Origin of the sequence: Clostridium porci, from assembly GCF_009696375.1 — a bacterium.
In the GTDB taxonomy this organism is placed as follows: domain Bacteria; phylum Bacillota; class Clostridia; order Lachnospirales; family Lachnospiraceae; genus Enterocloster; species Enterocloster porci.
In genome coordinates this window covers 84,365-97,496 of sequence record NZ_VUMD01000015.1, presented here as the reverse complement: position 1 = coordinate 97,496, position 13,132 = coordinate 84,365, and the positions used below count along the sequence as shown (strand labels likewise).

16 protein-coding genes and 1 pseudogene are annotated in these 13,132 nt (G+C 48.7%); 16 read left to right on the top strand and 1 reads right to left on the bottom strand.

What is annotated here, in order from left to right:
• Positions 1-128: 128 nt before the first annotated feature.
• The 14 genes and pseudogenes from FYJ39_RS15510 to FYJ39_RS15445 all read left to right on the top strand — a co-directional run.
• Positions 129-362, top strand: a pseudogene (locus FYJ39_RS15510) (hypothetical protein); the annotation flags it as partial.
• A complete protein-coding gene (locus FYJ39_RS15505; protein WP_154473349.1) occupies positions 355-1,158 on the top strand; it encodes a Mom family adenine methylcarbamoylation protein in 804 nt (267 codons plus the stop codon). The pseudogene FYJ39_RS15510 and the gene FYJ39_RS15505, both read left to right, overlap by 8 nt.
• Positions 1,131-3,038 carry a CD1108 family mobile element protein gene (locus FYJ39_RS15500; RefSeq protein WP_407923855.1) on the top strand — a complete coding sequence of 636 codons (1,908 nt, stop codon included), beginning with the start codon at positions 1,131-1,133 and terminating at the stop codon, positions 3,036-3,038. Before FYJ39_RS15505 ends, FYJ39_RS15500 begins: the two co-directional genes overlap by 28 nt.
• A gap of 21 nt (positions 3,039-3,059) precedes the next feature.
• A complete protein-coding gene (locus FYJ39_RS15495) occupies positions 3,060-3,314 on the top strand; it encodes a DUF4315 family protein (protein ID WP_118572179.1) in 255 nt (84 codons plus the stop codon).
• On the top strand, positions 3,304-3,918 hold the full coding sequence (locus FYJ39_RS15490; protein ID WP_154473359.1) for a DUF4366 domain-containing protein: 615 nt from the start codon (positions 3,304-3,306) through the stop codon (positions 3,916-3,918). Before FYJ39_RS15495 ends, FYJ39_RS15490 begins: the two co-directional genes overlap by 11 nt.
• Positions 3,919-4,036: 118 nt before the next feature.
• Complete coding sequence (locus FYJ39_RS15485) at positions 4,037-4,447, top strand: cysteine-rich VLP domain-containing protein (RefSeq protein ID WP_330634437.1); 411 nt, start codon at positions 4,037-4,039, stop codon at positions 4,445-4,447.
• 136 nt (positions 4,448-4,583) lie between these two features.
• Positions 4,584-5,201 carry a defense against restriction DarA-related protein gene (locus tag FYJ39_RS15480; RefSeq protein WP_154473348.1) on the top strand — a complete coding sequence of 206 codons (618 nt, stop codon included), beginning with the start codon at positions 4,584-4,586 and terminating at the stop codon, positions 5,199-5,201.
• Positions 5,202-5,210: 9 nt separating this feature from the next.
• Positions 5,211-5,396 (top strand): DUF4316 domain-containing protein, encoded by a 186-nt coding sequence (locus FYJ39_RS15475; protein WP_154473347.1) that lies wholly within the window; start codon positions 5,211-5,213, stop codon positions 5,394-5,396.
• Positions 5,393-5,737, top strand: a complete 345-nt coding sequence (locus tag FYJ39_RS15470; protein WP_195633398.1) for a plasmid mobilization protein — start codon at positions 5,393-5,395, stop codon at positions 5,735-5,737. Before FYJ39_RS15475 ends, FYJ39_RS15470 begins: the two co-directional genes overlap by 4 nt.
• Before the next feature lie 145 nt (positions 5,738-5,882).
• On the top strand, positions 5,883-6,560 hold the full coding sequence (locus tag FYJ39_RS15465) for a hypothetical protein (RefSeq protein WP_154473346.1): 678 nt from the start codon (positions 5,883-5,885) through the stop codon (positions 6,558-6,560).
• Complete coding sequence (locus FYJ39_RS15460; protein WP_154473345.1) at positions 6,560-7,501, top strand: hypothetical protein; 942 nt, start codon at positions 6,560-6,562, stop codon at positions 7,499-7,501. The genes FYJ39_RS15465 and FYJ39_RS15460 overlap by 1 nt, the downstream gene beginning before the upstream one ends.
• Positions 7,502-7,514: 13 nt before the next feature.
• Entirely contained in the window at positions 7,515-8,648 is a 1,134-nt protein-coding gene (locus FYJ39_RS15455) for a hypothetical protein (RefSeq protein ID WP_154473344.1), read from the top strand.
• Positions 8,649-8,799: 151 nt separating this feature from the next.
• A complete protein-coding gene (locus FYJ39_RS15450) occupies positions 8,800-9,090 on the top strand; it encodes a CD1845 family protein (RefSeq protein ID WP_154473343.1) in 291 nt (96 codons plus the stop codon).
• Positions 9,091-9,236: 146 nt separating this feature from the next.
• Entirely contained in the window at positions 9,237-10,580 is a 1,344-nt protein-coding gene (locus FYJ39_RS15445; RefSeq protein ID WP_456236693.1) for a relaxase/mobilization nuclease domain-containing protein, read from the top strand.
• A gap of 215 nt (positions 10,581-10,795) precedes the next feature.
• Here FYJ39_RS15445 and FYJ39_RS15440 read toward each other — a convergent pair whose 3' ends face one another.
• Positions 10,796-11,158, bottom strand: coding sequence for a helix-turn-helix transcriptional regulator (locus FYJ39_RS15440; protein WP_330634438.1), 363 nt, complete (start codon positions 11,156-11,158; stop codon positions 10,796-10,798).
• A 185-nt stretch (positions 11,159-11,343) separates the two neighbouring features.
• Between FYJ39_RS15440 and FYJ39_RS15435 the strand changes: the two genes are divergently transcribed.
• On the top strand, positions 11,344-12,267 hold the full coding sequence (locus tag FYJ39_RS15435; protein ID WP_154473341.1) for a DUF2268 domain-containing protein: 924 nt from the start codon (positions 11,344-11,346) through the stop codon (positions 12,265-12,267).
• The gene (locus tag FYJ39_RS15430) at positions 12,257-13,024 is read left to right on the top strand and encodes a MerR family transcriptional regulator (RefSeq protein ID WP_154473340.1); all 768 of its coding nucleotides are present in this window, start codon (positions 12,257-12,259) and stop codon (positions 13,022-13,024) included. Before FYJ39_RS15435 ends, FYJ39_RS15430 begins: the two co-directional genes overlap by 11 nt.
• Positions 13,025-13,132 lie beyond the last annotated feature (108 nt).

Genomic DNA, 13,132 nt, shown 5'->3' with positions numbered 1-13,132 from the left:
ACAGGTTTGATTGTTTAGACAACGAAATCTACTAACCGATGGAACGCCGTGTGCGGTGAAAGTCGCATGCACGGTGTGAAGTGGGGGAAAAGCCTGAGATGATATCAGGGGCTTACCTATCACTATAAAACTCCGACTTTATGGTGCTTCTGTCGCAGGCGCAGGGAGACAGGCAGATACTTGCCAAACAGTTGGGTATCAGCCCGCACCAGCTTTCCTATGTGACCCACTCCAATCCCGGCGAGGGGCTGTTGTTTTTCGGAAATGTGACCATTCCGTTTGTTGACCGTTTCCCGAAGAATACCAAGCTCTACTCCATTATGACTACCCGCCCGGAGGAAAAGGAGGCGCAGAATGAGTAAGACCGCTTCGGGCCAAGTTGGCCCGAAGCTCCGGTTGACGGTGCGGGAGATACCCAAAGAACAGGCGGTGTCCTTTATCCGGCAGTACCACTATTCCAAGGTCATGCCCCGGCTCAACAAGTACCATTTAGGCTTTTTCGTGGACAGCCGCCTCTGTGGTGTGGTGGTGTTGGGCTGGGGAACACAGCCCTTGCAGACAATCCGAAAGATTTTTCCCCGGCATGAGCTGGTGACAGCGGACTATATCGAAATTGGAAAGATGTGCTTTCTTCCCGAGTACAACGGCACCAAGAGCTTTGGCAGCCTTGTCATTTCGGCCCTTGTGAAGTGGCTCCGGGAAAACACAGACTTTCTTTTCCTTTATACGCTGGCAGACGGTATCATGGGGAAATGCGGCTATGTCTATCAGGCCAGCAACTTCCGATACTGCGGGAGCTTCACCACCAGCGTCTACCGGGACAGCGTGACCGGGGAAAAGATACACCCGAGAAGTGCAAGGCTTCTGCTGGAAGAAAACGCTGCCTTTGACGGCGTAGCCCGGCGGCATTGGCTGACCTATGGCTACTGCCAGTACAAGGGTATTGAAAAGATCAATGGCCGAATGTTCCGTTACCTGTACCCGCTTACCAAGGAGGCAAAGCGTATCCTGCGGGCCTATCCCGAGTATGCGGGGCTATCTTACCCCAAGGACGGGGACTTGCGGTTTACCATGCGGACGGGGCCGGGCCAGTATCGCCCGATTTCACAGCCGCAATTCAACAAAGAGGTGTGCCAGTTCAATGTCCAGCGATATTGACTGGCTCTTTTCATGTCCAGAGAAAGGAGGTCGTTTCTATCGCAAAACACTCTGGCGGGCCGCCCGGAAAGCGGGTCAAGCGTGGGCGGCTCCATTTTACCGAGGAAGAAGTGACCCGTCAGGCCGGGGAGCCCACCTCGGGCCAAGTTGGCCCGAAGCCAGCGGGCGGCGGGAAATTCCGGCAGGACGAGGAACGGGAAAAGCCGTCCTCCCGCTTGCGTCAGGATGACGAGGCCCGCAGGGATACCGCCCATGAGGAACAGGACGCCCAAAAGGCCAGGAAGGACAAGCAGGAGAAAAAGAAGGAACGGGCCGAGGCCAAGGCCGAACACTCTGCTGTCAAGCTGGAAGCCGCCAAGGAAAAGCTGGCCCAGCAGAAACCCCAGAAGCCGCCCGGCCTCCCCCAGCGGGCTGCAACGGCGGCGGGGGCAGGTGTATGGGCCTACACCCACCGCAAAATACATGAGGTCGAGCATGAGAATGTGGGTGTGGAGAGCGCCCACAAGGCCGAGCTTCTGGCGGAGGCCGGAGTGCATAAGGCCACCCGCTACACCAAGCGGCGTATCCGGGAGCACCCGGCCCGGCAGGTGGAGAAATGGGAACACAAGACCATGAAGGCCAATGCCAACCTCCACTACCAGCAGATGGCGCAGGAGCACCCGGAGTTTCAAAGCAGCTTCCTTTCCCGCATGGCCCAGAAATGGAAAATCAAGCGGGAGTATGCCAAGCAGGCCCGGGAGGCTGCAAGACAGGGGGCCAAGGCGGCGGGAGCGGCGGCCACTACCACCGAAAAGGCGGTGACCTATGCCTCCCGGTTCGTGCGCCGCCATAAAAGCGGAGTAATCATCATTCTGCTGTTGTTCTGCCTGTTTCTGATTTTGAACTCCGTCTTTTCCGCCCTCCCTTCGCTGGGTACTGGCATGATGAACGCCGTGGTCGGCACCTCTTACACCGCCGAGGACGAGGATATTTTAGGGGCCAACGAGGACTATACGGCTCTTGAAAACAAGCTCCGGCAGAAGATCGCCAACATTGAGCACACCCACCCCGGCTATGACGAGTACCGCTATCAGGTGGACGAGCTGGGCCACAACCCCTATGAACTGACCTCCTACCTGATTGCCAAGCTCCGCACCTATACCCGTGAAAATGTGCAGGGTGAGCTCCGGGCCTTGTTTGAGGCGCAGTACAAGCTGACGCTGACCGAGGAAGTGGAGATACGCTACCGCACCGAAACGGACACATGGACGGACGAGGACGGAACCACCCATACGGATACCTACGAGGTGCCGTATGAGTATTACATTCTCCATGTGCGGCTCCAGAACAAGACCCTGCCTGTGGTGGTGAACTCCCTGCTGGATGCCGAGCAGAAAGAAATCTACGACATTACCTTGGAGCTCAAAGGCAACAAGCCCTATCTGTGGGATGACATTTACACGGGCGGTGGCAGCTATGACCCCGGAAGTGACTATACCGTACCGGGCGAAGCTCTTTCTGACCCTGCCTTTGCGGCCCTTATTACGGAGGCGGAAAAGTACCTGGGCTGGCCCTATGTGTGGGGCGGCTCCAGCCCCTCTACCTCCTTCGACTGTTCCGGCTTTGTCTGCTGGGTCTATACGGCCAGCGGCGTCCACAACCTGCCCCGCACCACGGCAACAGGGATTTTCAATCAATGCGCCTATGTATCACCCGCTGACGCAAGGCCCGGAGATCTAATTTTCTTTACGAAAACCTATGACTGCGACGGCCCTGTTTCCCATGTGGGTATCTATGTAGGCGACGGCATGATGATCCACGCAAGCGACCCCATCAAATACGCCAGTATCAATACAAACTACTGGCAGGAGCACTTTTACGCCTTTGGGCGTTTGAACTGATTTCCCGAAAGGAGCGACGATATGACCAAACTTGAAAAAATCGATAAGGAGCTGGACAAGGCCCGGGAGAAGGCCGCCGAATGGCAGGCCAAGGTCAGGGACTTGGAGAAACAGCGTCAGGAGGAAGAAAACAGCATGATCGTTCAGGCTGTCCGCTCCCTGAAACTGACGCCCTCCGAGCTGGCTGCCTTTTTCAGCAACCCCACCATCACCACCTCGGGCCAAGTTGGCCCGAAGCCCGATGAAGCAAAGGAGGATACCGAGCATGAAGAATAAGCTGTTTCGCAGGGCCGCGGTTTTGACCGCCGCCCTGTTTTCTCTTACCTGTATGAGCGTCACGGCCTACGCCCAGAGTGACGAGCCCGCAGAGGAAACCACGCCGCATGCTGCAACGGAAACCGTTGCCAAGCCCTTCACCCCGGATGGGACGGGAACGGTGGTGGACAATGCCACCGACGAGGACGGCAAGGAGTTTTTCACCATCACCACCCCCAGCGAGAATGTCTTTTATCTGGTCATCGACCGTCAGCGCACCGAGGAAAATGTGTATTTTCTGAACGCTGTCACGGAAAAAGACCTGTTGGCCCTTGCCGAAGCCGACCAGGAACCCGAGGTCAAGGAGCCTGTCACACAGCCTGAGCCTGACCCGGAGCCTGTTGCCGAGCCGGAACCCGAACCTGAAAAAGATGCAGGATTTCCTGTTGGCAATCTCCTGATGGTAGCGGCTGTCCTGCTGGTAGGCGGCGGAGCGGCCTATTATTTCAAGGTCTACCGTCCGAAGCATGAGGCCCCGGATCTGGACGAGGACGATTACGACTATGACGAGAACGACCCCTACGGCGATATGGCGGTTGAGGAAGAAACGGAGGACGAGGAATGAATTTCACCAACAGCCCCTATGAAAAGATGATGAAAGAGATCCCCCGTCCGGGCCGTGGCGGCGCTGACCGCTGTGCCGGGTGCCGCTACCTGAAGGAGTGCAGAAGCCAGAAGGGCCGATGCCGCAAGCAGTTCCGTACCTCGGGCCAAGTTGGCCCGAAGTCCTGATGTGTCGGGAGCTGTCCCGTGACGAGCGAAAAGGTATCCGCAAACTGGTCGCGGAGATGTGCGCCAACTATGACCGGGAGTATGGCTGCCTGCCGCTGGACTGTGAGTGCTATATGCTGGGGAAATGCTGGACGGGAGCCTACTGCCGCTACTTCCGGGAGGCCGTTCTTCCCCTTGACCCGGTGCTGATGGCCTCCATCTGCGAGGACGGCCCGGCCCCGGATACCCGGCTGTGCGCCGTTTGCGGGAGGCCCTTTCTCCCGGAGGGACGGCAAGCATACTGTTCCGACGCCTGCAAGGCCGAGGGAAACCGCAGAAGGAGCCGGGAGCGCATGAGAAAAAAGCGGCTGAAAAACGGATAGACCTGTTACGATTTGCCCGAAGAAAAAGCCCGGTATTCCGGGGCTTTTCCCGCCTGTTTTCCGGGGCGGAATACCCTAATACCTTCTGCCCCGTTTTGACCGGGTATTTCGTAACATTCATGCACTTCGGGCCAACTTGGCCCGAGGCTGGAAAGGAGGAAACCACATAGAAAACAACCAAGGCTATGAGATTTTGAAGTCCGCCACCTTCGATAACGGCCGGGGCTTTGCCCTGGGCTATAACGAGGCGGCCCCCAGTCCCTTTGTCACATGGCAGTTTACCGAAACGGAGAACGGCCAGCGGGACTATTATTGGGGCCATTATCACAGCGACGGCCAGATAGCGGAAAAGGACTTCGCCAAGCGCATTGATGATTACAAAGAGCTGTTTCAGGTGCAGGAGCGCACCGGGGGCCAGAAGCCAGCGGAGTATTACCGCTACTATTCCACCCAGCGGCCCGTTGACCTCGGCACCTTCCCGAAGCCGCCCGGAAATGCACCTGTGGAGATCATCAACTTTGACGAGCGGTGCACGGTGGAGGGCAGCACCATGCGGGCATGGGGCGAACTGGCCTATTTGAAGCCCCTGACGGATAAGCAGATGGACGATTACGAGCTGCGCCCTGCGCCGGGAAACCCTGACCGGGCAGCCCGGCCCTCCATCACGGCCCAGCTCAAGGAGGCGGCCCGCAGATTGGAGGCCCCCAAGGAGCCTGACAAGACCAAACACAACAAGTCCCATGAGGACAGATAAGGAGGAACCATGAACGAGAAGGACAATTATCTGCATACTGCCGAGCTTTCCGAGGAACAGAACGACAATATGCTGGACGGTATTTTGAACAACCTGCCGCCCTCGCCGCTTCCCAAGGGGCCGGAGAAAAAGGAACTGGACAAGGTGAAGGAGCCGCCCGCCCACAAACGTAGCCGGGAACGGGAGGAACGCTGACGGCCCGGCGCAAGCGTGACAGGCACCTTCATGTGATGGTGACGGCGGACGAGCTGGCACAGATACAGGAGCGCATGGCCGAGGCGGGCATTACCAACGCCGGTGCTTATATGCGAAAGATGGCCTTGAATGGCTATATTCTCCATGTAGACCTTGCCCCTGTCCGGGAACTGGTTTCGTTACAGCGGCGGTGCGCCAACAATCTCAATCAGGTAGCCATCCATGCCAACACCTTCGGCGTGTACCCGGAGGAAATCGCCGGGCTCCAGAGGGATTATGAAAAGCTGTGGGGGCAGGTGTCCGATGTGCTCATGGAGCTGTCTGTGCTGGTGGAAAAGTAAGATGAGGGTGGCGGGCCTGGCCTGTCGCCCTCCTTTTTCTATTTAGATGATGAATTTTGCTTACTATACATTGATAACTTTCCCATGCCGTCGTATAATTAAATCAGTTGTAGATTCTGACAATTTTTTTAAAGGAGGTAACTCAATGGCTTCCAGCAGTATTTTTATATATGAACTGTGTTCATCGGCGGAAATCAATGTGGAATCAATATATTTACGATTGAAAGATTATCCAGAAGATGAAAATACCTATTTCAATCTGGAATTAATCAGCAGCAATGAACTGCTAGGCGAATATGTTATTGTCCAAAACGCCCAGGAATCCTATTATAACCCGCAACAGAGGGTTTTTGAATCTAAAATAGTTCCTAAGGCAAATGTTATTTCTTTCAGTATTACAGATAATTATTTGGAAATCTGGGGGAACAAAACCTCGGCAAACAAGTTAGTATTCGAGTTATCAAACCTGTTAAAACCTATCTCTATCAATAGCGTTGAAATTACGATTAACATGCTGTTAGAAAGATTAAAAGGTTACAAGTTAAAGGTTTCTAAGGTGTGTTTTCAGGATTTCCTTTTTACAGAAGATATTGTTGGCAATTTTACTGTAGATCTTTCGTCGTATGGTGATGCGTTTTCTATACTACAGAAATACAATGATAAAATCTCAAGTATGACTATTATTCTTTTCTGCGATAATAGCTCAATTAAACTCCGGATTACAGCAAAGGGCCGAGTTACTGTTTATAAATCTCGTTCCTCACTGGACGATGAAGAAATATTGTTTCTCCATCAAATATTGCTAAATGGAGGTGAAAATTAATGGGCGAACTCAGTCAACGAATTGGCAAGAAATTAGAACACTATGGAAATTCTATTTTTGAACATCTGGATTGGAAGATTTTGGCTCAAGATGTTCAGATTGATTGTATAAGAACTGCACATAAGAATGCAAAATCTTCAGATAAAAAAACTCATGGTGTGGATATATTAGCAGGGTATTATAATCCTTTCACTAAGCGCCAAGAAGCCTTTGTAATAGAATGCAAACACCGCGAATGGTCTAACTTTATTCCAAGTAATTTGTCAACATGGGTCGAGGAGTTGTGCAATACTATAGAATGCGCTTCAACATCTCCTATTTTAACTACATATTTAGAAGAGTACACTTTGATTGGTGGAATTTTATTATATAATTCAAGCGATAATAAATATGAGACGGAACGTGCATTAAATAGCATTTCCCAAATTAAAGTTCCTAGACGTCGTCATCCGCTTATGATTTATCTTGCGGATAATAGTAGGCTCGAAAAATGGCATTCTTTCAATGCTGAAATTGCCAAAATCAAACAAAACAGTGTTGAGAATAGCTTTGGCATTATATATCCATCTATTGGTGGTTCTACATGGGACCGTTCACCTGTTGTCACTCCAACATATTTGTTTTCAGACTATATTTTGGCCTCCTATATTAAAAATGTGACTGACCAAAATAGCACAACAAAGGTTGATATAAAGGCATTATTTTGTTTTGAGCATGTTACAGATGATTCTTTAAAGTACTTACAGGATATGATTAATGAATTGCAATTAGAATCGAGAAGTGATCGATATCAAGAAGTTCATTTCTACTTTTATCCTGAAACAGAGCAAGACATAGATCACATTAAAGAATCCTTCACAAAGATGTTTGCAAACAAAAAAACTTTCAAATATTTTCTGATGGACAATCGTCGTCTATCAAGAATTTATTATGAGTCATAAGGGGGCGAGAATAATGGCAGTTCAATCCTTTGTTAAGGGGGATGACCTCAAAAAGTTAATAGAAGATAAACTAATTAACGCACAAAGCGTCAAATATGTTTTACGGCAAAAAGGGATTCTTCCTGTATGCACTAATTCAGAGGTTCTTTCTGATTTAATATACCATCATTTCTTTGGCTCTGATACTATGACAAAAATGCAAGAGGTTATGAATTTCGAACAAAACAATTTGAAATCTACAGTTGTCATAATCTCTCCTAAAAGCGAACAGTCCAAAGAAGATTTTTTGACGAGCATAGCAGATGAATTTGTTAATAAAGGCCGTATTTCAAATACTAAGTATACATTAAAAAACATAGCCAGAAATCAATCCAATGTAACATTGCAATATATTTATAAAAAACCTCAAAGAGGACGTATCAAAATTGCTGAAACGCGAACGGTTACTTTGGATGTTACAATTTCTCCATTAGAAGATGATTCACAGAAATATAAAGTTAGCATACGGCACGAAGGAATGTCTGAATCAAAACAGTTTGTTTCGTTACTGGATGAAATGATTCAAGAAGATAGTGAACAGGCTGTGTTTGGCCTTAAAAGAATAACTTTAGCAAGCCTTTTAAAGGCACACAAAGTAGATTTCTTTGATGATTTCGGAGCATATTCTCATAAAGAATGGAAACTAACGGACATTATTAATGTTACTGTAAACAAAGATGAAAAGACCATTGATGACGAAAATGACGAGACTCTGTCAAGTGAAATTGACGCTTCTGAACCAACTGGACGGCTTTCGGGAATCAGCAGTGCGATTTTAAAAGGTGATGGGTTGAGAAACAATGATTTTGTGAAGGAATGTATGGCTCAAGGTTTTATTTTTTCAAGTATGAGTTACAAATTCTCGCACAAAACACTTCCCATAACGATTGTAATCGATGTAAATTTTAAGCAAACCGATTTAAAAATTAACATTGTAAAGACATATCAACTTGAGGATGATGGTATAGAACATTTGTCTCCCTTGCCCGCGAGCGACCAGAGTTCATATATTGATTATTTTCAAAATGTTGCATACACGGTTTATTCGAGGCTAATTGAGAAACAAAAGGCTCAATTAGTTGAACAAACCACCCAAACAGAAAAATAGAATATACTTAAGAAACGGATGGTGTTATTCAACCATCCGTTTCTTAATTTGAAAAAATAGGGACAAGATTTACTAACCGTCTACAACATTGTTGACCCTATGCCCGCATGGTAAAATATAGGTGGAAAGATGATAGAAAGGAGCTGAACCTATGAGACTATTATTGAAACTAATCGCTGCGCCGTTTGTGGTGCTACTGACTGTCCTTGTGGCCGTCCTGCTGTTCCTGTTCTCCCTGTCCTCCTTCCTCCTGACGGTGGCCTCGGTCATCATGGCTCTGCTGGGCGTGGGGCTGTTCTTCATCAGCTATCCGGTGGGCGGCGTCATTTATCTGGGGATTGCGTTCCTGCTTTCCCCCTATGGCTTGCAGGCGGTGACCGGAGTTGTTATCACGGGGCTGGACAGTCTGAACCTTTCTTTGCGCCAGTTCATCACAAGCTGACAACCTCGGGCCAACTTGGCCCGAAGTAAAACAAACTGACGGCGGCTCGGTGGGGCCGCCGTTCTTTATGAAGGGAGGGATTTTCTCTGGCAACGACCACCTTACTGCAACGCCACGCCAACGAAGGAGAAAGCATATCCGAAGCTATCCGGGATTGCCTGGACTATGGAAAAAATCCCGAAAAGACGGAAAACGGAAAATACATATCTTCCTATGAGTGCGACCCGGCCACGGTGGCCGCCGAGTTCTTTTTGGCAAAGGCCAGCTACAAGGCCATGACGGGCCGGGAGCAAAAGCAAGGCGAGGATGTGCTGTGTTATCAGATCCGTCAGTCCTTCTATCCCGGAGAGATCACCCCGGAAGAAGCAAACCAGGTAAGCTATGAGCTGGCTATGCGCTGGACGAAGGGCCGTCATGCCTTCATCGTCACGACCCACACGGACAAGGAGCATATTCACTCGCACATCTACTACAATTCCACGACCCTTGACTGTACCCGGAAATTCCGCAACTTTTGGGGCTCGTCCTTTGCCCTGCGGCGGCTCTCTGACCGCCTGTGCCTGGAAAACGGATTGTCTATCGTGGAAAATCCCAAGCCCCGAAGCAAGGGCAAGTTTCGGAATTACGGGGAATGGCTGGCCGGACGGAAAAGGCCGTTGACCTATCAGGACAGGCTGCGGGCCGTCATTGATACCGCCCTTGCCAAGAGGCCCGCCGACTTTCCGGAATTTCTCTCCCTGATGGAGCAGGCAGGCTATGAGGTCAAGCAGCGTCGGGGAGCGGTCAGCTTTCGGGCTCCCGGTCAGGAGCGGTTTACCCGCCTACGCTCTGATACCCTCGGGGACGGCTACGGTGAAGCGGATATACGGGCCGCTATATCCGGCTCCCGTCAACGGCCCGGACAGCCCCGCCAGAAGGTCAGTCTGGCTATTGACATTCAATCCCGGCTCCAAGGGAAAGGCCCCGGATATGAGCGTTGGGCCAAGGTGTTCAATCTCAAGCAGATGGCCGCCGCTCTTGCTTACTTGCAGGACAACGGCCTGACAGACTACGAACAGTTGGAGCAGAAAGCCACAGCGGCGGCGGAGCGTTTTCACAAGCTGTCCGACCAAATCAAAAGCACCGAAGCAGCCCTCCATACCAACATGGAATTAAAGGCGGCAACGGTGCAGTATGCCAAGACCCGGCCTGTCTTTGAGAAGTACAAGGCCAGCAAGTACAGCAGGAAATTTCTTGCGGAGCATGAGGCGGATATTGAGCTTTACCGGGCGGCCTGCGCTGACTTCAAGCGCATTTTGGACGGCGGCAAGCTCCCCAAGATGGACGCACTCAAAGAGGAAGGCCGCAAGTTGGCCGAGCAGAAAAAGAAGCTCTACGCCGAGTACCGTAAGGCCAAGGCGGATATGCAGGAGGTCACGACCATCAAGGCAAACATTGACTATCTGTTGGGCTACTCGGAGCCGGGCAGAAAGAAGGAACAGGAGCGTTAGGGACTGTGACGCATAAGGAGCGAAGCGACGCCACCACTTCGGGCCAAGTTGGCCCGAAGCACCGGGTTTGGGGAGGCTCCCCTACAAGCAAATTTTTGCGTTCTGGCCGCAAGGCCGGAATGTCAAAAATAGCTTCTGTGGCCACAGAAGCATTGCTTGCCATTTAGCGGCACCCCCCGAAAAGCCCCCTAAAAACGAGAAAAACGAAGGCCCTCTTACTTGACCTCCGTTTCTCTGACTTTTTGTAGTCCCTCTGCTGTGGCCTCCATGACCGTCAATTCCTTTTCGTCCATTGTATTGAGTAGCCTGTCAATATGCTGGCGGCAGTCGCTTTCGCCGTTCTGCCTATCAGGATAAAAGAACTGGTCTACGGAAATGTCCAACAGGGTGACGATTTGGTAAAAGGTGTTCAGGCTCGGATGCTGGCCCCGGTTCTCAAAATACATGATGGAACGAGGGGTACGGTCTACAAGCTGTGCAAGGTATTCCTGTGTCCAGCCTTTCGCCTCTCTCTTGCGCTTGATCTCCCGGCCTAATGCGTGGAAGTCAAGCGGTCTGGTGTCTTGGTACATTCTCATATCACTCCTATATCATTCTACATTTCAGGTGCGATCATGAGAACGAAACATAATTTTATGTTTTGGTAGTATTCTATTTCTTGTTGGCATTTTTTTGTTTTGAAAGAAATTAGAAAAAACTATTGACTTTGACGTTCCGTTATACCGTAGAATAAAATCACAAATATTGAAAGGAAGTACAACACATGAGTATTATAAAAGTGCAGGCGGTTCGTTCTGACAATATCTATAAAAAGATTATGGAGGCTCCGCCTTGCAAAAAAAATGATATTTATCGTTATGAAATGATGAAACCCTTTGAAAAGAAATGGGCCTGCTACAATGTGCCAATGAAATCCGCTCAACCGAATGGATATGATGTTATTATGGCAAGTGGTATGTTGGGTTTTCTTCTGCCAGAAAAAATTGATGAAAAATCGTCAGAAAGTATTATTCTACTGAGCGACAACCAGTTTTGGGACAACTGCCAAAAATCAATCGAGCGTTCCTTAAAATGCTTTACTGATGCAAAAATTGATTTGCCGGTAAAAGAATATCTCTACACCATTCTGCTTGCTGATCCTGAAAGCCCTTATTCGATTATGAATGATAATTACTGTGGTGATGGTGGTATTCCCGGCTACATTTTTACATGGCTCGTTCCATCTGAACACACCAAGAGCAGACTTCCCATAGCGTTGGCACATGAAACAAATCATAACATCCGTTTTCAATTTATCAAGTGGCACAACGACATTACTCTTGCTGAAATGATGATTAGCGAGGGGCTTGCAGAGAATTTTGCTACTCACTTATATGGTAAAGAAAATGTCGGACCTTGGGTAAGTAAAACGGATATAGAGACTTTAAACGGATACATCAAACCAATTATTAAGGAAGGTCTTGGTGTGCAAGGTTTAGATAACCTGACAGCATATCTGTATGGTGATGAAATGGCTAAAATGCAAAACTATTTCCCCGTTGGTCTGCCTTATTGTGCAGGATATGCTTGTGGCTACCATATGATAAAATATTATTTGCAAAAGACACGGAAATCTATCATTGAGGCCACTTTAACACCTGCTGATGAAATATTAAGAGAAGTGGAGGAGTTTTGGGATGAAGCCTGAAAAAATGACCGTACATCAAGTTGCGGAACTAACCGGCATTACCATACGAGCACTACATTACTATGATGAAATAGGATTACTGAAACCTACCAAAGCGGATAAGACAAAATATCGTTTGTATTCCGAAAATGATTTAGAGAAGTTACAACAAATTTTGTTTTACAGAGAAGTTGGTTTTTCACTAAAAGAGATTAAAGAACTGCTATCAGCACCTATATATAGTAAGCGAGAAGCATTAGAAAGACATTCGGAACTGCTTATGCTTAGGAAAAAGAAGATTGAGGAGCTTATCTGTTTAGTCAATGATACTCTGGCCGGGAAAAACAACTATTCTTTTGCGGCATTTTCTAACTCTGAAATTTCTGCTCTGCAAGAGAAATATAGAAATGAGGTCATAGAGCGTTGGGGGAGTACGCACGAGTATCAAGAATTTTCTACGTTCTTTTCACTCAAGGCTGAAAAAGAACGAAATCGGAAATGGAACGATTTCCTAATGCGTTCGCAAGGAATTTTTGAACGATTGGCTGAATTTCAAGGTGAAGAACCTACATTAGCTGCCGTTCAATCTATTGTTGTAGAATGGCAAGAGTATATTTCTGAAAACTTCTATCCATGTTCGGACGATATGTTAATGAATTTGGGTGCTCTTTACCAAACTGATGAACGTTTTTCCGCTTATATCAATAGATTTGCCACATGGAATGTAGCTGAGTTTTTTGGAGAGGCAATCAAAATCCATTGTTGTAGTAATCAATAATCTGCAATTATATTTTAAGCCGCCTAACGGAAATAAAAAAAAACCGTTGTTTCGGCGGCCGAACATTCATGCGCCTAAACAAAATATAGTTGCCTAACGGCGGTTTTG